The following is a 20206-nucleotide window of genomic DNA, read 5'->3' as shown; positions in this document are numbered from 1 at the left end:
AACTTTTGCAAAATTCTTCGAAGAATTTTGGTCACTCCAGCGCCTCCGCGATCCGCAGGGCCAGCCGCCGCGCGACCTCGTCCTTCGGCAGGCGCGGCCAGGGCTCCGCCCCCGATGCCGTGATCAGCGTCACCGCATTCTCCGTCCCGCCCATGATCCCCGTGCCGGGCGACACGTCATTCGCCACGATCCAGTCGCACCCCTTGCGCGCCCGCTTGGCCTGCGCATGGGCCAGCACGTCATCTGTCTCGGCGGCGAAGCCCACCACCAGCTTCGGCCGCCGGTCGATGGACTGCGCCACCGATTTCAGGATGTCGGGGTTTTCGGCAAAGGTCAGCGAGGGCGCGGCCGCGCCTGCCACCTTTTTGATCTTGCTGGCGGATTCCTCGGCCACCCGCCAATCGGCCACCGCCGCCGCCATCACGGCAGCATCGGCGGGCAGCGCCGCCTCCACCGCCTCCAGCATCGCCCGCGCGGTTTCCACCCGCACCACCTGCACACCCTCGGGCGGCGGCACCGCCGCAGGCCCGGTGACAAAGGTCACCCGCGCGCCCAGATCGCGCAGCGCTGCCGCAATCGCCGTCCCCTGCGCGCCGGATGACCGGTTGGCGATATAGCGCACCGGGTCGATGGGCTCATGCGTCGGGCCAGAGGTCACCAGCACATGCTTCCCCGTCAGCGGCCCCTGCACCAGCGCCGCCCGGATCGCGGCAAGGATCGCCGCAGGCTCTGCCATCCGGCCCGGCCCGTATTCGCCGCAGGCCATCTCGCCCTCGTCCGGGCCGACGAAGCGAATGCCATCCCCTTGCAGAACCTTGATATTCCGCTGCGTTGCCGGATGCATCCACATCCGCACATTCATCGCGGGCGCCAGCATCACCGGCGTATCGGTCGCCAGCAGCAGGGTGGAGGCAAGGTCATCCGCCCGCCCTTGCGCCATCTTCGCCATCAGATCCGCCGTCGCCGGCGCGACGACCAGAAGGTCGGCCACCCGGCTGAGCTGGATATGGCCCATCTCCGCCTCTGCCGTCAGATCGAAGAGGGCGGTATGGACCTTCTCCCCCGCCAGCGCCGATACCGACAAGGGTGTCACGAATTCCGCCCCCGCCTTGGTCAGCACCGGCGTCACCGCCGCACCGTCCTTGCGCAGCAGGCGGATCAGTTCCAGCGTCTTGTAGGCCGCGATCCCGCCGCCGATGATCAGAAGGATGCGCTTGCCGGTCAGCATGGCGATGCTCCGTTGGACCCGTGGCGACAGGTGTAGGGGGCAGGGGCGCGGAACTCAACCTTTCCCGCTTGCGGTGAAGGTCGCAGGGGGGGCTCGCCCCCCCTCGGCCTGCGGCCTCACCCCCTGAGGATATTTTTTGACAGAAAGGGCAGGCGGTTGGGTCACCCGCCCTGGGTTTCGAACACCGCGCAAGGGTCTTCCCGCATCGCCACGCCTTCGGTCAGCAGCCACAGATGATGGGGCGGCCGCCCGGTCGGAATGTCTTCCATCTGTCCGATGGACAGGAAGGTCACCCCCGGCGCGGCGCCGCGCAGCAGGGCGGGGGCGCCCAGATCGGTGCGCACATGTTCCACACCCGCAATCACCACCACCGGCCCCCCGGTCTCATCCAGGGCAAGAAGGGCCGCTTGGGCCAGCGCGGCATCGCGCAGGCGCTGCGCCTCTACCATGCCGGGCAGGGCCTCGCCGGGCAGGGCGTTGCAATGGGCGGCCTGCAGATCGGCCTCGCGTTCGGCCTGTTGCGCCTCTGGCAGCGGCGTGGTCAGGCCAAAGCGCCCGGCCTCCGGCCCGAAGACCGCCGCCGCACCCTCGCGCAGGGCCCGCCGCACCGCCGTCAGTCCCGGATCGCCTGCATAGATGCGCGCCTCGGGCGCGGCGGTGAAGATCGGATGATACATGGCGAAATCCGGCCAACCCCGCGCCTCCCACTCTGTCGCCAGGGCCATGGCGCGGGCATCCCCGCGATCCTCGGGCAGGGCCGCCACCTGCGGCTCTCCCAGCATCTCGAAGACGAGGGCGGCGGGGCGGATCGCCTCTACCGCACGGGCCTGATGGCGGTGATGCACCGGGTTGTCATGGATTTCACCCAGGAAGAACACATCCACCTGCGGCAGACGGTCCAGTGTGTCCTCCCCGATCTCGCGCGACCACGCTGCCCCGGCGCAGGCGAGGCACAGCAAAAGACCTGTGGCGAGGCGCTTCACGAAAGCAGCGCGTAAACCTCGCGCGACTGGGATTCGAGGCTGCGCCGCATCTTGGCAAAGGCCGCGGCTTCCAGTTGCCGCACCCGTTCCTTCGACAGGCCCAGCTCCTCGCCCAGCGATTCAAGCGTGCGGGGTTCGTCCTTCAGCTTGCGCTCGGCCACGATATAGCGTTCGCGGGCGTTCAGCGCCTGCATCGCCTTCACCAGCCAGTTCCGCAGCCTTTCGGCATCATGCGCGCCTTCCACGGCCTCGGCCGCCTGAACGCCGTCATCTTCCAGCGCGTCGATCCATTCGCGCCCATCTTCATCCGAAGATTGCGTGGCATTGAGCGAGAAGTCAGAGCCCGACAGCCGCCCCTCCATCATCTCCACATCCGCCAGCGGCACGCCGACCTCGGTCGCGACAAGCTGGCGCAGCTGGAACTGGTCCAGCGTCTCGCCCCGCGCCGCCGCCTCACGCTCCAGCTTGGCCTGGACGCGGCGCAGGTTGAAGAACAGCGCCTTCTGACTGCTGGTCGATCCGGTCCGCACCATGGACCAGTTCCGCATCACGTAATCCTGGATCGACGCCTTGATCCACCACACCGCATAGGTCGAAAACCGCACGCCGCGATCGGGATCGAACTTGTCGGCGGCCTTCATCAGGCCGAGGCTCGCCTCCTGGATCAGGTCATTCATCGGGGCGCCATAGCGGCGGAATTTCGCGGCCATGCTGATGGCAAGGCGCATATAGGCCGTCACCAGCCGATGCAGCGCCTGTTCGTCGCGCCGGTCTCGCCAGGCATAGGCAAGGCGCAATTCCGTCTCTGCATCCAGAAGTTCCGCCCGCATCGCTTGGCGAGACATCGTTTGGTCGGTATATCCGTCGAGTGCCATGGTAACCCCCAGTCAGATAACGCGCATCGGCCAGTTTCTTGCCGTTTTGTGAATTCTACGGGTCGGACGTGAAACTGGATCAATGCCGGACGAAATTTTATTGCTTCCCCCTCTCAGCCTCGTGATCGGTGGTGCGCGGTCCGGCAAATCCGGGCTGGCGGAACGCCTTGTCACCGGCAGCGGCCTGACCCGCCGCTACATCGCCACGGCCGAGGCCTGGGATGACGAGATGCGCGACCGCATCGCCCGGCACCGGGCCGACCGGGGGCAGGGCTGGATCACGGTCGAGGCCCCGCTCGACCTGACCGCCGCGCTGGCAGAGGCCCAGGCGGGTGAGGTGGTTCTGGTTGATTGCGCCACGCTCTGGCTGACCAATCACCTCCTGGCCGAACATGACCTTGCGGATGAGGCCGACGGTTTGCTCGCCGCCCTTGCCGCCTGTGCCGCCCCCGTGGTGGTGGTCTCGAACGAGGTCGGCTGGGGCATCGTGCCCGACAATGCGCTGGCCCGCAGCTTCCGTGATGCGCAAGGGCGCCTGAACCAGCGGATCGCCGCGCAGGCGGGGCTGGTGCTGGGCGTCATGGCAGGCCTGCCCATGGTGCTGAAGGGACGGCTTCCCGCATGGATGTGACGCGGCTCTGGTGGGTGCGGCACGGACCCACGCATGAAAAGACGATGGTCGGCTGGCGCGACGTGCCTGCCGATCTGTCCGACACGGCTGCGCTCGCCCGCCTGAACGCACATCTGCCCTCTGATGCGCTGCTCGTCTCGTCCGACCTGATCCGCGCCGTGGCCACTGCCGATGCGCTGGGGGTGGGTCGCGCCCGTCTGCCGCACCATCCCGGCCTGCGCGAATTGCATTTCGGCGACTGGGATGGCCAGACCTGGGATGCCATCGCCAAAAGCCACCCCGAACTGTCCTTCGCCTATTGGGATGATCCCGGCCTCCACGCCCCGCCCGGCGGCGAAAGCTGGAACGACGCCGCCGCCCGCGTCAGCGCCGCCACCGATGCCCTGATCGCCGCCCACCGGGGGCGTGACCTGATCCTCGTCGCCCATTTCGGCGCGATCCTGACACAGGTGCAACGCGCCATGGGCTGCGTGCCGGTCGATGTCTTCGCCCATCGCATCGACAACCTCTCGGTCACCCGGATCGACCACGGCCCCGGCGGCTGGCAACTTGGCCCGATCAATCACTGCCCGTGATGGGGCGCATCAGCAATCGGCGTTTCCCGCCGGGGGCGCCCGCCGCTATGGTCGCGGCAAAGAAGGGAACAGCATGACCTACGACCTCGTCATCGGCGACCGCGCCTATTCGTCCTGGAGCCTGCGCGGCTGGCTCTTCTTCGATGCTTTCGGCATTCCGGTGACCCTGCACCGTGCGCGGCTCTATACCGATGAATTGCCCAACCTCCTGAAATCCTTCCATCCCGCGCGGACGGCGCCGACGATGCGCACGCCCGAAGGCGCGGTTGTCCCCGAAACCATCGCGATTGCCGAGGAACTCGCCTCCCGCCACCCCGAGGCCGGGCTCTGGCCGACGGACCCGAAGGCCCGCGCCATCGCCCGCGCCGTGGCGGCCGAGATGCATGCAGGCTTCACCGCGCTGCGTTCCTATTGCCCGATGAACCTGCGCGTCAGCTATGTCGATTGCGCCCCCCCGCCCGAGGTTCTGGCCGATCTCGCCCGCCTTGACGTGATCTGGTCCTGGGCGCGTTCGGAAACCGGCAGCAAAACCCCGTGGCTCTGCGGCGCCTATTCCGTTGCCGATGCCATGTTCGCCCCTGTCGCCACCCGCATCGCCACCTACAACCTGCCCGTCACCCCCGCCGCGATGGATTATGTCACGGCCCATCTCGCCCACCCTTCCTTCCGCCGCTGGCGCGCGATGGGTCTGGTGGACGGTCCGGATCAGGAATTCTACCGCCGCGACTATCCCCGCCGCGACTGGCCGGGGCCGAAACCGCTGCCTGCCCGGCCGGTGGAGGGGACAGAGGCCGAAAACAGCAACTGCCCTTATTCCGGCACCCCCGTCACCCATGTTCTGGAACTGGACGGCCGCCGCTTCGGCTTCTGCAACGCCTTCTGCCGTGACAAGACGGCGGCAGACCCCGAGGCCTGGCCTGCCTTCATGGCCCTTTACCGTTCATAAACCATTCCCGCGCTAACCCTGATGCCGGAAGGGCAGGGGGTGACATGCTGGCACGGGCCTTCACGGTGGCTTTCGAAGGGGTCGAGGCGCGGATGGTCGAGGTGCAATGCGCCGTCGCCCCCGGCATGCCCGCCTTCGGCATCGTCGGCCTGCCGGACAAGGCCGTGTCCGAGGCCCGCGAACGGGTGCGCGCGGCGCTGTCGGCTTTGTCCATCGCGCTGCCCTCGCGGCGCATCACGGTGAACCTCGCCCCCGCCGACCTGCCCAAGGAAGGCGCGCATTTCGACCTGCCCATCGCACTCGCCCTGCTGGCGGCGCTGGAGATCATCCCCAAGGACAGCGTCGAACGCACCGTCGCGCTGGGCGAACTCTCACTCGACGGCCGCCTAATGCCCGTCATCGGCGCCTTGCCCGCAGCCCTTGCCGCGGCGGAGGAGGATCGCGCCCTCCTCTGCCCCCGCGCCTCGGGGGCCGAGGCGGCCTGGGTCGGTGCGGTGCAGGTGCTGGCCGCCGCCTCGCTCGATCAGGTGGTGCGCCACTATACCGGCCAATCGCCCCTCACCCCCGCCGAGGCGGGCGAGGTGCTGGACAGCCCCACCCTGCGCGATCTGGCCGAGGTGAAAGGGCAGGAACGCGCCAAGCGCGCATTGGAGATTGCGGCCGCGGGCCGCCACCACATGCTGATGGTCGGAACGCCGGGATCGGGCAAGTCGATGCTTGCCGCCCGCCTGCCGGGCCTTCTGCCGCCGCTCTCGGCGCCCGAGGCACTGGAGACCTCCATGATCCATTCGCTGGCGGGCCTGATCTCCGAAGGCGGCATCTCGCGACGCCGCCCCTTCCGCGAACCGCACCACACCGCCTCGATGGCCGCCATCGTGGGCGGCGGCAAGGGGGCGAAGCCGGGGGAAATCAGCCTTGCCCATAACGGCGTCCTCTTCCTTGACGAATTCCCCGAATTCGCCCGCCCCGTGCTGGAAACCCTGCGCCAGCCGATCGAGACGGGCGAGGTGGTGGTCGCCCGCGCCAATGCCCATGTCCGCTATCCCTGCCGCTTCCTGCTCGTCGCCGCCGCGAATCCCTGCCGCTGCGGCTATCTCACCGATCCGGCCCGCGCCTGCACCAAGGCCCCGCTCTGCGGCGAAGATTATCTGGGCCGCATCTCCGGCCCCCTGATGGACCGCTTCGACCTGCGGGTCGAGGTGCCGCCCGTCGCCTGGCAGGACCTTGACCTTGCCGCCACGGGCGAAAGCTCCGCCACTGTCGCAGCCCGCGTCGCCGCCGCCCGCGCCCGGCAGGCGCAGCGCTTCGCCACCCATCCCGGCCTGCGCGTCAACGCCGATATGGAGGGGCGGCTTCTGGAGGAAACCGCCACGCCCGATGCCGAAGGCCGCGCCTTCCTGACCCGCGCGGCGGAACGCTTCGGCCTGACCGCGCGGGGCTATCACCGCATCCTGCGCGTGGCGCGCACCATCGCCGATCTGGATCAGAGCGACCCGGTCCGCCTGCCGCATCTGGCCGAGGCGGTCAGCTATCGCCTCGTCCTCGGCCCGCAGGGCTGACGAAGAATTTTCGTCCGAAAGTTCTTCGCCCCCTCACCCCGCCCGTTTCGCCTCGATCACCTCCCAGATGCGGGCCGCGCCATTCGTGCCGTCGAACCGCTCCAACTCCTGCAAGCCGGTGGGCGAGGTCACGTTGATCTCGGTCAGCCAGTCGCCGATCACGTCGATCCCCACGAAGACCTGCCCCTTCTCGCGGAGGACCGGGCCGATGCGGGCGCAGATGTCCAGATCCCGCGCCGTCAGCCCGATCTTTTCGGGCCGCCCGCCCACATGCATGTTCGACCGCGTCTCGCCCGCCTGCGGCACGCGGTTGATCGCGCCGATGGGTTCGCCATCGACCAGGATCACCCGCTTGTCGCCCTTGGCCACATCGGGCAGGAATTTCTGCACGATCAGCGGCTCGCGGCTCATGCCGGTGAACAGCTCATGCAGCGAGGCGAGGTTGCGGTCATTCGGGTCCAGCCGGAACACCCCCGCGCCGCCATTGCCGTAAAGCGGCTTCAGGATGATGTCGCCGTGCCGCGCCTTGAAGGCGCGGATCGTGGCCAGATCGCGGGCGATGGCCGTGGGCGGCGTCAGGTCGGGAAAGCGCAGGACCAGCAGCTTCTCGGGCGAATTCCGCACCCAGAAAGGATCGTTCACCACGAGCGTCCCGGGATGGATCATCTCCAGCAGATGGGTCGTCGTGATATAGCCCATGTCGAAAGGCGGGTCCTGGCGCAGCCAGACCACATCGAACTCCGCCAGATCGACCTCCGTCTCGGGGCCATAGGTCACGTGGTTCCCGACCTCGCGCCGCAGCTCGATGGGAAAGCCCCGCGCCGTGACCCGACCCTCGACGAAAGCCAGCTTGTCGGGCGTGTAGTAGAACAGGTCATGCCCGCGCGCCTGCGCCTCCAGCGCGATTCGAAAGGTGGAATCGGCGTTGATGTTCACCGATCCGATCGGGTCCATCTGGAAGGCGACCTTCAGCTTCATGTCTTGCTCCGCGCTGTGCTGCCTCTTGATGGCGCAAGCCCGCAGCGGATGCAAATGCCCTCCGCCGCACAGGCCATGCGCGCCCTCAGGCCATCCAGGCGTCGCGGATCACCTTCACCTCTCCGCGCCCATCCACCAGCGCCAGATCAAGCCGCACCTCCGTCAGTTGCCCGCGCGGCTCCCCGGCCAGGAATTCGGCGGCGGCATTCCAGATGCGCTGCATCTGGCGCGGCCCCAGATGACCTGCCGCCTCGTCATGACTGCGGCTCTGCTTGACCTCGATGAAGATCACACGTTCCCCGTCGCGCGCCACGAGGTCGATTTCGCCCGCCTGCCCGCGCCAGCGCCGCGCACAGACCGTTTCTCCCTGCCGGTCGTAATGGCGGGCGACCTGATCCTCTGCCGCCCAACCAGCCTGAAAAGCCATGGCGCCCCGCGCCCGCCGCGCCTCGCCCGCCGGTGCCCGTCGCGCAGCGCGCGCCAGGGCCCCGCAGACCGCCTGTCCAGACACAGACGGCCTCGCAGAGACCGGCCCGGTTGCCCCCGGCCCCGGAGCGACGGACCCTATTGCCAAGGTCCCCGGCACCAATGCCCCGGACGCCGCCCGTTCGAATGCCGATGGATCACCGCGAAATCCCATCTTCCCCTCCTGACCGAACCTTTTCCCTTTCTAGGGCCAGTCAGTGAAGATTTTGCTAATCCCCTTTCCCCTTCCGCAGCGCTGCCTGATAGACGTCCCGCCGTGGCAGGTCGAAGGCCTCGGCCACCATGGCCGCCGCATCCTTCACGCTCATCCGCGACATGGCCTCATCCAGCGCGGCCTCCCATGTGGCGGTTTCCGCAGCCTCCGGCGCGGCGCGGTCCACCAGAACCACGACTTCGCCCTTCACCTCTTCCCCGGCCAGATCGGCGGCAAGGGCCTCCAGCCTCCCGCGCCGCACCTCTTCGAAGCGCTTGGTCAGTTCGCGGCAGACCGCTGCCTCCCGTGTGCCGCCCAGCCGCTCGGCCAGATCGGCCAGGAGGGCGGGCAGGCGGCGGGGCGATTCGTAGAAGACCAGCGTCGCCTGCACGCCCTTCAACCCGTCGAGGAAGGCCCGTCGCGCGGCCTGGGCCGGGGGGGGGAAGCCCGCAAAGAGAAACCTGTCCGAGGGCAGCCCCGCCACGGCGAGGGCGCAAAGCACCGCCGAAGGCCCCGGCGCCGCCGTCACCGGCAGACCCTCCGCCACCATGGCGCGGGCCAGGGCAAAGCCAGGGTCCGACACCAGCGGCGTCCCCGCCTCGCTGGCATAGGCGACCGATTTCCCCGCTGCGACTGCCGCCACCAGCCGCGCCGCCGCCGCCGCCTCGTTGTGGTCATGGCAGGGCACCAGCGGCCGCCCCTCCAGCGGGATGCCGTGGATCTCCATCAGATGCCGCAGCGTGCGCGTATCCTCCGCCGCCAGCACATCGGCCGAGGCGAGGATGTCCAGCGCGCGCAGCGTGATGTCCCGCGCCGCCCCGATCGGCGTCGCCACCAGATGGAGCCCAGGCGCCAGCGCCCGCCTCTCCCAGACCGATCCCGGCGGAGTCATGCCCGCTGCCCTCCCGACATTGCCCTCGTCCCCCCTGACAAGTTTACTTCCCCGGTGGAACCCCTTAACCTGCAACCCGATTTCGCGCGGCCCGGTCGATGGAGGCCGGTCGCCGCCGCCAAGGGAGTGAGGAAACCGCATGTTCTCTGTTTTGCGCACCGCCCGCAAGTCGCTGGGCAAGGCCGTCCTGGCCCTTTCCGCCCTCGCCCTTGCCGCCTGTCAGCCGGCCTCCGGCCCGGCCGTGTCGCAAGGGGGCGCGGTGCCGGTCGCGCTGCTGGTGCCTTCGGGCAGCGGCCAGGCCAGCGACCAGCTCCTCGCCCGTTCGATCGAGAATGCCGCCCGCATGGCGATCGGCGATCTCGCCGGGGTGCAGATCGACCTGCGCGTCTATCCCACCGCGGGCCAGCCCGCCCAGGCCTCCGCCGCCGCCGCCAAGGCCGTGGCTGACGGCGCTACCGTCATCCTCGGCCCGGTCTTCGCCGAAGAGGCGAATGCGGCGGGCCTCGCCGTCGCCTCGGCCGGCGTGAATGTCCTGTCCTTCTCCAACAACCCCGCCATCGCGGGGGGCAATGTCTTCGTCCTCGGCCCGACCTTCGACAACACCGCCAGGCGGCTGGCCGGCTATGCCGTCCGCTCCGGCAAGTCGCAGATCATGATCATCCATGACCGCAACGCGCAGGGCGAGGCGGGCCGCGCCGCCATCCAGGCGGGCGTCACCGCCGCGGGCGGCAGCGTCGTCGCCACGGGCGGGTACGAGTTCTCGCAGAACGGCATCGTCCAGGCGATTCCGGCCCTTGCCGCGCAGGCGCGTTCCTCGGGCGCACAGGCCGTCTTCCTGACGGCGGACACGGCGGGGGCGCTTCCCCTCGTCACGCAGCTTCTGTCGGAGAACGGCGTCAACCCGACCAGCACGCAATATATCGGCCTGACCCGCTGGGACATTCCCGCCGCCACTCTGGCGCTGCCAGGGGTGCAGGGCGGCATTTTCGCCATGCCCGACCCGGCGCTTTTCGCCCAGTACCAGGCCCGCTACCAATCCACCTTCGGCGAGGCGCCGCATCCCGTCTCGGCCATCGCCTATGACGGCATCGCCGCCATCGGTGCGCTGGCCAAGCAGGGCCGCGGCATGGACCGGGCCGCGCTGACCCAGGGCGCGGGCTTTGCGGGCGTCAACGGCGTCTTCCGTCTGCTGGCCAATGGCACGAATGAACGTGGCCTGGCGGTGGCGCGCATCCAGAACAACGCCGTGACCGTGGTCGATCCCGCACCGCGCAGCTTTGGCGGGGCCGGGTTCTGACCCTCCCGCCGCGCCTCAGAACCGCGCCCCAGACCATGACCAAGGCCCAGTCGGCCCGCGCCCGGACGCTGCAAACCGAAAGGATGCAGACCGACCGCTTCTTCCCCGATGAACCCCCCGGCATGATCCTGCCGGGGCCGCAGATCATCGACCCCGCCCCCCTGCGCGCCGCCATCCTGGCCGATCTGCCCGCCGCGGCCGATCCCCGCGCCGCCCGCGCCGCCACCGTCCGCCATCTGGCCGAGGCGCGCGCCCGCGGCAATGCGGCCCTCGCCGCCGCTTTCGCCGCCCGCCCGCATGACGCCCGCGCCATGATCCGCGCCCAGGCCCATCTGACCGACATCCTCGTCGCCATCGCCTTCGATATCGCGCGCCACCACCTTCACCCGCTCGCCAACCCGACCGAGGCGGAACGCATGGCCGTCCTTGCCGTCGGCGGCTTTGGCCGTGCCGAGATGGCCCCCTATTCCGATGTCGATCTCCTCTTCCTCACACCGTGGAAGATCACGCCCTGGGCGGAATCGGTGATCGAATCGATGCTCTACATCCTGTGGGACCTGAAGCTGAAGGTCGGCCACGCCTCGCGCACGGTGAAGGATTGTCTCCGCCTGGGACGCGAGGATATCACCATCCGCACTGCCCTTTTGGAACACCGGTTCATCGCCGGTTTCGAACCCCTCGCCCTCGATCTGGGTGACAGGCTCTGGGGCGAACTCTTCCGCAATACCGGTCCGGAATTCATCGAGGCGAAACTCGCCGAACGCGCCGAACGCCACCGCCGGCAGGGCGGGCAACGCTATGTCCTCGAACCCAATGTGAAAGAGGGCAAGGGCGGCCTGCGCGATCTCCAGACGCTCTACTGGATCGGCAAGTATCTCAACCGCGTCTCTTCGGCCGAAGGCCTCGTCGCTGCCGGGCTTCTGGCGCGCGAGGAATTCGACGACTTCACCCGCGCCGAAGATTTCCTCTGGGCCGTGCGCTGCCACCTGCACCTGATCACGGGCCGCGCGATGGACCAGCTCACCTTCGACCTGCAAGTCGAGGTGGCCGCCCGTCTGGGCTATGACGACAAGGCCGGCAGGCGGGCCGTCGAACATTTCATGCAGGACTATTTCCGCCACGCCACCCGCGTTGGTGAATTGACCCGCGTCTTCCTGACGGAACTCGAGGCCCGCCACGCCAAGCCCGAAGCCAGCCTCTTCGGCATCTTCAAGCGCACCAAGCGGGTGAAACCCGGCTACAAGCTGGTGCAGGGCCGTCTCGACCTCACCGATCCGCGCCGTTTCTTTGCCGACAAGCTCAACCTTCTCCGCGTCTTCGAAGAGGCGCTGCGGACCGGCTATCTGCTGCATCCCAACGTGATGCGCCAGATCACCGCGCGGCTCGACCTGATCGACGAAGAGATGCAATCCGACCCCGAGGCGGTGCAGATCTTCCTCGACCTGCTGCTGAAGCACGGCAATCCCGAACGCGCGCTGCGGCGGATGAACGAACTCGGCGTGCTGGCGGCCTTCATCCCGGAATTCGAACCTGTCGTCGCGATGATGCAGTTCAACGTCTATCACCATTACACGGTGGACGAACACATCATCCAGTGCATCTCCATCCTTGCCCAGATCGAGCGGGGCGAGCTGCTGGAAGAGCTTCCCGTCGCCTCCGGCATCCTCAAGGCCGGGGTGAACCGCAAGGTCATCTATGTTGCCCTCTTCCTGCACGATATCGGCAAGGGCCGGCCCGAGGATCATTCGATCCTTGGCGCGCAGATCGCCCGCCGCCTCTGCCCCCGCCTCGGCCTGACGGCGGAAGAGACGGAAACGGTGGAATGGCTGGTGCGCTATCACCTCCTGATGTCCGACACCGCGCAGAAGCGTGACCTCGGCGATCCGCGCACGGTGCGCGACTTCGCCAAGGCGGTGAAATCGCGCAAGCGGCTCGATCTGCTCACGGTGCTCACAGTCTGCGACATTCGCGGGGTAGGGCCGGGGACCTGGAACAACTGGAAGGCCATGCTGCTGCGCTCGCTCTATGGCCAGACGGCGGATGCGCTGGAAGGCGGCCTTGAAACCCTCAACCGCGAGAACCGCGAGGATGAGGCGAAACGGGCCCTGCGCGAGAGGCTCGCCGATTGGTCTGCCGCCGACCTGCGGCACGAAACATCGCGCCATTACGCGCCCTATTGGCAGGGCCTGCCCACCGACAGCCATGTCGTCTTCGCCCGCCTGCTGAAGGACCTGCCCGACAGCGACATCCGCATCGACCTGCATCCCGATGACGGTCGCGACGCGACCCGCGCCTGTTTCGCACTGGCCGATCATCCCGGCATCTTCTCGCGCCTTGCCGGGGCCTTGGCACTGGTCGGCGCGAATGTGGTGGATGCGCGCACCTATACCTCCAAGGACGGCTATGCGACCGCGGTCTTCTGGGTGCAGGACAGCGAGGGCAAACCCTATGAGGTGGCCCGCCTGCCGCGCCTGTCCCAGATGATCCGCAAGACCCTGAATGGCGAGGTGGTGGCGCGCGACGCGCTGAAGGACCGCGACAAGGTGAAAAAGCGCGAACGCGAATTCCGCTTCCCCACCCATATCACCTTCGACAATGAAGGTTCCGACATCTACACCATCATCGAGGTGGACACGCGCGATCGTCCCGGCCTGCTCTACGATCTGACCCGGACGCTGGCCAACAACAACATCTACATCGCCTCCGCCGTCATCGCGACCTTCGGCGCGCAAGTGGTGGACAGCTTCTATGTGAAGGACATGTTCGGCCTCAAACTCCATGCCAGGGCCAAGCAGGAGGCGCTGGAAAAGAAGCTGCGCCAGGCCATCGCCGAAGGCGCGGAACGGGCGCAGGGGTAGGGGATGCAGCCCATCCGCCTCATCCGCTCCATCCTCACCGTCGGCGGATGGACGCTGCTGTCGCGCGGGGCGGGTTTCGCCCGCGACGTGATGATGGCCGCCTATCTCGGTGCCGGGCCGGTGGCCGAGGCCTTCCTCATTGCCTTCTCCCTTCCCAACATGTTCCGCCGCTTCTTCGCCGAAGGGGCCTTCAACATGGCCTTCGTGCCGATGTTCTCGAAAAAGCTCGAAGGCGGCGAGGATGCACAGGGCTTCGCCCGTGATGCCTTCAACGGGCTTGCCGCCGTGCTGATCGTCTTTTCCGTCCTCGGCACGCTGGCCATGCCCTGGCTGGTCTGGCTGATGGCCTCGGGCTTCGCCGGCGATGAACGCTTCGACCTCGCCGTCCTCTTCGGGCGCATCTCCTTCGTCTATATCCTCTTCATCTCGCTCGTCGCGCTGCTTTCGGGTGTGCTGAACGCCTTCGGACGCTTCACCGAGGCCAGTTTCGTCCCCGTCCTGATGAACCTCATGTTCATCGCCGCCATGCTGCTCGCCGATCACTGGGGATGGGACATGGGCCTGACGCTGGCCTGGACCGTCCCCCTCACCGGCATCGCGCAGTTGGCCTTCACCTGGGTTTCCGCCCATCGCGCGGGTTTCCGCTTCGCCCCCGGCCTGCCGCGCCTGACACCCGACCTCCGGCGCCTCGCCCTGATCGCGGCCCCCGCCGTGCTGGCAGGCGGTGTGGTCCAGGTGAACCTCCTTGTCGGTCGCCAGGTCGCCTCCTTCACCGAAGGTGCGGTGGCCTGGCTGTCCTATGCCGACCGTCTTTACCAACTGCCCCTCGGCGTCGTGGCCATCGCCGTGGGCACCGTCCTGCTCCCCGATCTCTCCCGCCGCCTGCGCGCCGGCGATGCCGAAGGCGGCCGCGCCTCCTTCAATCGCGGCACCGAATTCGCGCTCTTCCTCACGCTTCCCGCCGCCGTCGCGCTCATCGTCATCGCCCTGCCGCTCTGCACCGTCCTCTACCAGCGCGGCGCCTTCGGCCCGGATGACGCCGCCGCCACCGCCCTCGCCCTCGCCATCTACGGCGCGGGCCTGCCGGCCTTCGTGCTGCACAAGGTGTTCCAGCCGCTCTACTATGCGCGCGAGGACACCCGCAGCCCCTTCCGCTTCGCCGTCTGGTCGATGGTCATCAACGCCGTCATCGCCGTGGGCCTTCTGCCCCTCATCGGCTTTTCCGCCGCCGCGCTCGCCACCACCCTCTCGGGCTGGACCATGGTCCTGCAACTCTGGCTCGGCACCCGGAAGATGGGCGACGAGGCCCGCTTCGACCCCCGCTTCCGCCAGCGCCTTCCCCGCATCCTTGCCGCCAGCGCCATCATGGGTGCGGTGCTCTGGTTCGGCATGGTCGCCCTCGGCCCGATGCTCGGCACCGAAGGCTGGCGTTACGCGGCGCTCGCGCTTCTCGTCGCCCTGGGCATGGGCAGCTATGGCCTCGCCGCCCTCGCCCTCGGCGCGATCCGGCCCTCGGACCTCAAATCCGCGCTCCGCCGTCAGCGCTGACGGATCTTCGCCACCACCCGGTGCCACCCGCCCGGGCTGACCACGAAGGACAACAGGAACCCGGCGGCAAAGCCCGCCACATCCGCCACCCATTCGTATCCCCCCCCGAACAGGAGACCGAACAGAAGCTGGATCGCCAGCAGGAACCCGATCAGGCTGAAGGCGCGGAACTTGTTCGCCCCCACCGCCGCCAGATTGACCCACAAAAGGAAGGTGAACCCGCCGATCAGGCCATAGGTCGCGGGATAGCCGCCGAAGAGCGGCGCCTCGATCCCCGGCACCAGCATATAGGCAAAGGCCCCCGCCACCGCGGCCCCGAAAAAGACCACCAGCACCGCCCACCAGCGGAACACCTCTCCCACCATCTTCCCTAGCGCCAGCAGGATCACCACGACAAAGACCGCATGGGTCGTTGACCCGTGCACGAAGGGATAGGTGACCAGCCGCGCCATCTGCCGTGGCGGATATTGCTGCGCCTCCAGCATCGCCTGCATCAGGGGCGGAGAGAAGACAAAGCGCTCCAGCGCCTGCAACCGCCAGCCCGCCCCTTCCAGCCCGCCAAGGATCCCGGCACCGCCCAGCCCCACCACCACCTCCATCGCGATGATCGGCAAGGCCAGCACCCAGACGATGGCGGGCAGGGGGTTCAGCGGCGGGGCATTGCGGTCTTGCATCGGGCCTTGGTCTCATGCTTCGGGGCAGGCGTCGATTGACGCCCCGTCGCCGCATCGTTAAGCGGAAATCCCGACCTTTTCCAGACGGAGCGACATCATGGCCGAGCCGGTCCAAACGCCTCAGGCTTCCTTCCCGCCGCGCATCTTCTCGGGGATTCAACCCTCGGGCGGCCTCACCCTCGGCAATTACCTTGGCGCCCTCAAGCGCTTTGTCGAAAAGCAGGAGGAAGGGATCGAAACGATCTACTGCATGGTGGACATGCATGCGATCACCGTCTGGCAGGACCCGGAGAAACTGCGCCAGCAGACCCGCGAGGGCGCCGCCGCCTTCATCGCGGCGGGCATCGACCCCGCGCGGTCGATCCTCTTCAACCAGAGCCAGGTTTCCGCCCATGTCGAACTGGGCTGGATCTTCAACTGCATCGCCCGCATGGGCTGGATGAGCCGGATGACCCAGTTCAAGGACAAGGCCGGGAAGAACAGCGAGAATGTCTCGCTGGGCCTTTTCGCCTATCCGTCGCTCATGGCCGCAGACATCCTGGCCTACAAGGCGACCCATGTCCCGGTGGGCGAGGATCAGAAGCAGCATCTGGAACTGACTCGCGACATCGCCATCAAGTTCAACAATGATTACGGGGTGGATTTCTTCCCCGTGGTGGAGCCCGTCATCGAAGGCGCCGCCACCCGCGTCATGTCCCTGCGCGATGGCACGAAGAAGATGTCGAAATCCGATCCCTCGGACCAGTCGCGCATCAACCTGACCGATGATGCCGACACCATCGCCAAGAAGATCCGCAAGGCCAAGACCGACCCGGAGCCGCTGCCCGACAGCCTCGACGGGTTGAAGGACCGGCCCGAGGCGCGCAATCTGGTGAATATCTACGCCGCGCTGGCGGGGCACACAGCCGAACAGGTGATCCGCGATTATGCGGGGGCGCAATTCGGCACATTCAAGCCGGCGCTGGCCGATCTGGCCGTGGCCAAGCTGGAACCGATCACGCTGGAGATGAACCGGCTGATGCAGGACCCGGCCGAGATCGACCGCATCCTCGGCAAGGGGGCCGAACGGGCCGATGCCATCGCCCGCCCCATCGTTGATCAGGTCTATGATGTCATCGGCATGATCCGGTCGCGGCGCGGCTGACGGGGGGCGAGGGATGGGGGGCGTATGTTCCGGCGCTGGACACGATATGCCCTGACGCTGGCGCTGGCGGCATCGCTGGCGCTCACCGCCCTCTCCGCCGCGCGCATCGCGCTCGATCCGACGCTGGCCCCCCTGCGGGATGCCACGGCGGCGGAGATCACCGCCACCATCGACCGCGAACTCGCCCGTCTCTCCCCGGACACCATCCCCGGCCGCATCACCTCCCAGCTCGCCGCGCCCCGCCGCGACTGGGTGGTGCTGCAAGCGCTGCATGATCTGGCCGCCGATCTGGGCCAGCCCCTGCCGCCCGAGGTGAAGGCCGCCTATGACGCGGCCTGGGCCGAGGATTCGGGCTTCTGGGCCAATGCCGCGAATTGCGCGGCCTGCACGCTGGACCCCGCCGCCTGCACCCTGTCGAATTTCCTGATGTGTCAGGCGCCCATCATGCTCACCCCCATCGGCGATCTTGCGACGATCATCAAAGGCGCCATTGACTACTTGGCGGGCGGTGAGGTGGACCGCATCGCCATCGCCCTTTCCATCGTGGGCTTGGGGGCCACGGCCACCGTTGTCGCCTCTGGCGGCAGCTCGGCGGCGGCGAAGCTGGGCGCATCGGGGATCAAGCTGGCCCGCGGGATGGGGCGACTTTCCCCCCGCCTGACCGACCTCATCACCCGCGCCGCAGCCGATGGCGTGGACTGGATCGCGCTGCGTCGCGCCCGCAGCCTTGACGAGGTGGCCCTCACGCTCCGCGCCGATGCCTTCGCGCCGCTGGTCAGCGTCGCCGCCGATCTGGACCGCATCCGTCGGGCCACCGACACGACGACCGCGCTGCATCTTCTGTCGCGGATCGACGATGCCGCCGAGGCGCGCCGCCTTGCCAATGCGACCGAGGCGCTGGGTCCCCGCATCCTCGCCAAGGCCGAGGTTTTGGGCAAGGCCCGCCTGTTGCGCGCCACGGTCCGGGTGACAGGCCTTGGCTATGCGCTGGTGGGCGGGATGGTGACGCTGCTCCTCTCTGCCGCGATCCTTTTGGGCAATGCCTTGCAGACCCGCCTCTTCGCCGCCCTGCGCCGGGCCGCCGCGCGGGGGGAAGAGCAAAGCCCATAGCCCCTTCATCCTGGCCCAGATACGCAATCACAACCTCCACAGGACCCTCCGTTGCCGGAGGGGCATTGGACCAACCGCCAACAGCCGCAGGATGCAGGGAGGAGGGTGAAGAAAGGATGTGCGGAAGGCCATTCCCAAGGCCTTTCTGCCGCCTTGGTTAACCGAACCTCGCCGTGCGCTGCGTGGCCACAGTTTGCGGCACAAAAGGCGGCACAGGATACGGCACGGCCGTTTTCAGCCCTTGGCAGGAATAAACGCAGCGTTCGCAAGCCCTTGGCCCCGCCGCAAGACCGACGGTGCCACCCCGAACCGCCGACTGAAGGCCCGACTCAAGGTCGAGGGAGAGGAAAACCCCGTCCGCAGCGCCACCTCGGCCAAGGGGTGCCGCGTATCCGTCACCATCCGCCGCGCCGCCTGGAGCCGCAGCCCCATCGCATAGGCCCCCGGACTCTCGCCAAGATACTGAAGGAAAAGGCTTTCCATGCGTCGCGGGCTCAGCCCCACGGCCCGCGCGATGCGCGCCATCGGTTCGGGGTCGTCGATCCGGGCTTCCATCCGCGCGATGGCCTCGGCCACCCGCCCGTCCAGACGCGGGTCGCGCTGTGGCGGGGCCACCTGCGGCTCATGCCCCGCGCGCTGCGTGGTCAGGAAAGAGGCCGCCACCTGCCGGGCCACCGGCGCCCCGTGCCGCGCCCCGATCAGATGCAGCATCAGGTCCTGGGCCGGTGCCGCCCCGCCGACGGTTATCCGATTGCGATCAATGACATAGCGGTCCGGCAGGCATTCCATCTGCGGGAAGGCGGCGGCGAAATCCTCAAGGTCTTCCCAGTGGACGGTGGCGCGATAGCCGTCCAGCAGCCCCGCCCGCGCCATGACCCAGGCCCCCGCATCCACCCCCGCGATCAGCCGGAACCGCGGCGCCATCCGGCGCAGGGCCTGCAAGAAGGGCCGCTTCGCCACTTCCGCCTGCCGATATCCCACGATCACCATCAGCACATCCGCCCCCTCCGCCGACGCCAGAGGCCCTGCCGAAGGTAACTCGATCCCGCAGGTCAGCGGCACCGGCCGCCCATCGGGCGACACCACGCGCCAGCGATAGGCCTCTTCCCCCAGATGCCGGTTCGCGGCCCGCATCGGATCAAGGACCGAGGCCACTTCAAGGATCGAGGCATGCGGCAGCACCAGCACCGCAAAGGTCAGCGGCGCGCGCGATGGCAAGAAGATGTTGACGTTTTCAGCCATAGCATTTGCGTAAAGCGCAAAGCATCACGGCGCAAGCAGGCTAATCTGGCAGGCAGACAAGGGAGGATCGCCATGCCGCTGGCCATGAACCGCGAGGTTTTCATCACCTGTGCCGTCACCGGATCGGGCGGCACGCAGGACCGCAGCCCGCATGTGCCGCGCAGCCCCCAGCAGATCGCCGACAGCGCCATCGCAGCGGCCAAGGCGGGTGCCGCCGTGGTCCATTGCCATGTCCGCGACCCCGAAACCGGCAAGCCTGCCCGCGACCCCGCGCTCTATCGCGAAGTGACGGAACGCATTCGGGATTCCGACACCGATGTGGTGCTGAACCTCACCGCCGGGATGGGTGGCGACATCTATTTCGAAGGGACCGAGGACATGTCGCGCCTCGGTCCGCGCTCCGACATGGCGGGTGCCACGGAACGGGTGGCGCATGTTGTGGAATGCCGGCCGGAAATCTGCACGCTCGACTGCGGCACGATGAATTTCAACGAAGCCGATTACGTCATGGTCAACACGCCCGGCATGCTGCGCGACATGGCCCGGCGGATGACGGCGGCGGGCGTGCGGATCGAGATCGAGGCCTTTGATACCGGTCATCTCTGGCTTGCCAAGGAACTGGTGAAGGAGGGGGGGATCCCCGAACCCGTCCTCGTCCAGCTTTGCATGGGCGTGCCATGGGGGGCGCCGGATGACCTGAACACCTTCATGGCCATGGTGAACAACGTCCCCGCCGGATGGCACTATTCCGCCTTTGCGCTTGGCCGCAACCAGATGGCCTATGTCGCGGCGGCGGTTCTGGCGGGTGGCAACGTGCGTGTGGGGCTGGAAGACAATCTCTGGCTCGACAAGGGCGTTCTGGCCACCAATGCGCAGCTCGTGGAACGGGCGGCGACGATCATCGAAAACATGGGGGCCCGCGTCATCACCCCCGCCGAAGTGCGCGCCCGGCTGAAGCTGGAAAAGCGCCCGCCTTTGCCGAGGTAA

At 67.9% G+C, this 20206-nt stretch carries 18 protein-coding genes; 10 read left to right on the top strand and 8 right to left on the bottom strand.

Features of this window, described 5'->3' with window-relative positions:
- Positions 1 to 31 precede the first annotated feature (31 nt).
- The 3 genes from coaBC to C0V75_RS00845 form a co-directional block, all read right to left on the bottom strand.
- The gene (coaBC, locus tag C0V75_RS00855) at positions 32 to 1228 is read right to left on the bottom strand and encodes a bifunctional phosphopantothenoylcysteine decarboxylase/phosphopantothenate--cysteine ligase CoaBC (protein ID WP_101919012.1); all 1197 of its coding nucleotides are present in this window, start codon (positions 1226 to 1228) and stop codon (positions 32 to 34) included.
- A gap of 161 nt (positions 1229 to 1389) precedes the next feature.
- Entirely contained in the window at positions 1390 to 2211 is an 822-nt protein-coding gene (locus C0V75_RS00850) for a ChaN family lipoprotein (RefSeq protein WP_101919011.1), read from the bottom strand.
- Positions 2208 to 3086, bottom strand: coding sequence for an RNA polymerase factor sigma-32 (locus C0V75_RS00845; protein ID WP_101919010.1), 879 nt, complete (start codon positions 3084 to 3086; stop codon positions 2208 to 2210). Before C0V75_RS00845 ends, C0V75_RS00850 begins: the two co-directional genes overlap by 4 nt.
- A gap of 82 nt (positions 3087 to 3168) precedes the next feature.
- Here C0V75_RS00845 and cobU point away from each other — a divergent pair, with 82 nt between their 5' ends.
- The 4 genes from cobU (at position 3169) to C0V75_RS00825 (ending at position 6797) form a co-directional block, all read left to right on the top strand.
- Positions 3169 to 3717 carry a bifunctional adenosylcobinamide kinase/adenosylcobinamide-phosphate guanylyltransferase gene (cobU, locus tag C0V75_RS00840; RefSeq protein WP_101919009.1) on the top strand — a complete coding sequence of 183 codons (549 nt, stop codon included), beginning with the start codon at positions 3169 to 3171 and terminating at the stop codon, positions 3715 to 3717.
- On the top strand, positions 3708 to 4292 hold the full coding sequence (locus C0V75_RS00835) for a histidine phosphatase family protein (protein WP_101919008.1): 585 nt from the start codon (positions 3708 to 3710) through the stop codon (positions 4290 to 4292). The genes cobU and C0V75_RS00835 overlap by 10 nt, the downstream gene beginning before the upstream one ends.
- A gap of 73 nt (positions 4293 to 4365) precedes the next feature.
- Positions 4366 to 5238 (top strand): glutathione S-transferase, encoded by an 873-nt coding sequence (locus C0V75_RS00830; RefSeq protein WP_101919007.1) that lies wholly within the window; start codon positions 4366 to 4368, stop codon positions 5236 to 5238.
- Positions 5239 to 5282: 44 nt separating this feature from the next.
- A complete protein-coding gene (locus tag C0V75_RS00825; protein WP_101919006.1) occupies positions 5283 to 6797 on the top strand; it encodes a YifB family Mg chelatase-like AAA ATPase in 1515 nt (504 codons plus the stop codon).
- 33 nt (positions 6798 to 6830) lie between these two features.
- Here C0V75_RS00825 and gshB read toward each other — a convergent pair whose 3' ends face one another.
- From gshB to rsmI, 3 genes are all read right to left on the bottom strand, one after another.
- Positions 6831 to 7775 (bottom strand): glutathione synthase, encoded by a 945-nt coding sequence (gshB, locus tag C0V75_RS00820; protein ID WP_101919005.1) that lies wholly within the window; start codon positions 7773 to 7775, stop codon positions 6831 to 6833.
- Positions 7776 to 7860: 85 nt separating this feature from the next.
- Positions 7861 to 8202 (bottom strand): YraN family protein, encoded by a 342-nt coding sequence (locus C0V75_RS23430; RefSeq protein WP_254216340.1) that lies wholly within the window; start codon positions 8200 to 8202, stop codon positions 7861 to 7863.
- A gap of 268 nt (positions 8203 to 8470) precedes the next feature.
- Positions 8471 to 9346 carry a 16S rRNA (cytidine(1402)-2'-O)-methyltransferase gene (rsmI, locus tag C0V75_RS00810; protein ID WP_101919003.1) on the bottom strand — a complete coding sequence of 292 codons (876 nt, stop codon included), beginning with the start codon at positions 9344 to 9346 and terminating at the stop codon, positions 8471 to 8473.
- A 139-nt stretch (positions 9347 to 9485) separates the two neighbouring features.
- Between rsmI and C0V75_RS00805 the strand changes: the two genes are divergently transcribed.
- The 3 genes from C0V75_RS00805 to murJ all read left to right on the top strand — a co-directional run bounded on the left by C0V75_RS00805 (position 9486) and on the right by murJ (position 15049).
- On the top strand, positions 9486 to 10643 hold the full coding sequence (locus tag C0V75_RS00805; protein ID WP_101919002.1) for a penicillin-binding protein activator: 1158 nt from the start codon (positions 9486 to 9488) through the stop codon (positions 10641 to 10643).
- Positions 10644 to 10726: 83 nt separating this feature from the next.
- On the top strand, positions 10727 to 13501 hold the full coding sequence (locus C0V75_RS00800) for a [protein-PII] uridylyltransferase (RefSeq protein WP_101919843.1): 2775 nt from the start codon (positions 10727 to 10729) through the stop codon (positions 13499 to 13501).
- A gap of 3 nt (positions 13502 to 13504) precedes the next feature.
- Complete coding sequence (gene murJ / locus C0V75_RS00795; protein WP_101919001.1) at positions 13505 to 15049, top strand: murein biosynthesis integral membrane protein MurJ; 1545 nt, start codon at positions 13505 to 13507, stop codon at positions 15047 to 15049.
- Here murJ and C0V75_RS00790 read toward each other — a convergent pair.
- Positions 15040 to 15723: a rhomboid family intramembrane serine protease gene (locus C0V75_RS00790; RefSeq protein ID WP_101919000.1), complete on the bottom strand. Its 684-nt coding sequence runs from the start codon at positions 15721 to 15723 to the stop codon at positions 15040 to 15042. The genes murJ and C0V75_RS00790 overlap by 10 nt on opposite strands.
- A gap of 97 nt (positions 15724 to 15820) precedes the next feature.
- On the opposite strand from C0V75_RS00790, the gene trpS reads away from it, so the two are divergent.
- Both trpS and C0V75_RS00780 read left to right on the top strand, forming a co-directional pair.
- Positions 15821 to 16867: a tryptophan--tRNA ligase gene (gene trpS / locus C0V75_RS00785; protein ID WP_101918999.1), complete on the top strand. Its 1047-nt coding sequence runs from the start codon at positions 15821 to 15823 to the stop codon at positions 16865 to 16867.
- Between the two features lie 24 nt (positions 16868 to 16891).
- A complete protein-coding gene (locus C0V75_RS00780) occupies positions 16892 to 17977 on the top strand; it encodes a hypothetical protein (protein ID WP_101918998.1) in 1086 nt (361 codons plus the stop codon).
- A 234-nt stretch (positions 17978 to 18211) separates the two neighbouring features.
- Here C0V75_RS00780 and C0V75_RS00775 read toward each other — a convergent pair whose 3' ends face one another.
- Entirely contained in the window at positions 18212 to 19219 is a 1008-nt protein-coding gene (locus C0V75_RS00775) for a GlxA family transcriptional regulator (protein ID WP_101918997.1), read from the bottom strand.
- Positions 19220 to 19291: 72 nt separating this feature from the next.
- Here C0V75_RS00775 and C0V75_RS00770 point away from each other — a divergent pair, with 72 nt between their 5' ends.
- Entirely contained in the window at positions 19292 to 20206 is a 915-nt protein-coding gene (locus tag C0V75_RS00770; protein WP_101918996.1) for a 3-keto-5-aminohexanoate cleavage protein, read from the top strand.

The organism is Tabrizicola sp. TH137 (assembly GCF_002855575.1).
Taxonomy (GTDB): domain Bacteria; phylum Pseudomonadota; class Alphaproteobacteria; order Rhodobacterales; family Rhodobacteraceae; genus Paragemmobacter.
Note: the sequence above shows the minus strand (reverse complement) of the source record. Positions and strands in the feature narration are given on the sequence as shown.

Bases quoted from the DNA above. Each gene is read 5' to 3' on its own strand.
- coaBC (WP_101919012.1), bottom strand. From the start codon at position 1,228: ATGCTGACCGGCAAGCGCATCCTTCTGATCATCGGCGGCGGGATCGCG.
- C0V75_RS00845 (WP_101919010.1), bottom strand. From the start codon at position 3,086: ATGGCACTCGACGGATATACCGACCAAACGATGTCTCGCCAAGCGATG.
- cobU (WP_101919009.1), top strand. From the start codon at position 3,169: ATGCCGGACGAAATTTTATTGCTTCCCCCTCTCAGCCTCGTGATCGGT.
- C0V75_RS00835 (WP_101919008.1), top strand. From the start codon at position 3,708: ATGGATGTGACGCGGCTCTGGTGGGTGCGGCACGGACCCACGCATGAA.
- C0V75_RS00830 (WP_101919007.1), top strand. From the start codon at position 4,366: ATGACCTACGACCTCGTCATCGGCGACCGCGCCTATTCGTCCTGGAGC.
- C0V75_RS00825 (WP_101919006.1), top strand. From the start codon at position 5,283: ATGCTGGCACGGGCCTTCACGGTGGCTTTCGAAGGGGTCGAGGCGCGG.
- gshB (WP_101919005.1), bottom strand. From the start codon at position 7,775: ATGAAGCTGAAGGTCGCCTTCCAGATGGACCCGATCGGATCGGTGAAC.
- C0V75_RS23430 (WP_254216340.1), bottom strand. From the start codon at position 8,202: ATGGCTTTTCAGGCTGGTTGGGCGGCAGAGGATCAGGTCGCCCGCCAT.
- rsmI (WP_101919003.1), bottom strand. From the start codon at position 9,346: ATGACTCCGCCGGGATCGGTCTGGGAGAGGCGGGCGCTGGCGCCTGGG.
- C0V75_RS00805 (WP_101919002.1), top strand. From the start codon at position 9,486: ATGTTCTCTGTTTTGCGCACCGCCCGCAAGTCGCTGGGCAAGGCCGTC.
- C0V75_RS00800 (WP_101919843.1), top strand. From the start codon at position 10,727: ATGCAGACCGACCGCTTCTTCCCCGATGAACCCCCCGGCATGATCCTG.
- murJ (WP_101919001.1), top strand. From the start codon at position 13,505: ATGCAGCCCATCCGCCTCATCCGCTCCATCCTCACCGTCGGCGGATGG.
- C0V75_RS00790 (WP_101919000.1), bottom strand. From the start codon at position 15,723: ATGCAAGACCGCAATGCCCCGCCGCTGAACCCCCTGCCCGCCATCGTC.
- trpS (WP_101918999.1), top strand. From the start codon at position 15,821: ATGGCCGAGCCGGTCCAAACGCCTCAGGCTTCCTTCCCGCCGCGCATC.
- C0V75_RS00780 (WP_101918998.1), top strand. From the start codon at position 16,892: ATGTTCCGGCGCTGGACACGATATGCCCTGACGCTGGCGCTGGCGGCA.
- C0V75_RS00775 (WP_101918997.1), bottom strand. From the start codon at position 19,219: ATGGCTGAAAACGTCAACATCTTCTTGCCATCGCGCGCGCCGCTGACC.
- C0V75_RS00770 (WP_101918996.1), top strand. From the start codon at position 19,292: ATGCCGCTGGCCATGAACCGCGAGGTTTTCATCACCTGTGCCGTCACC.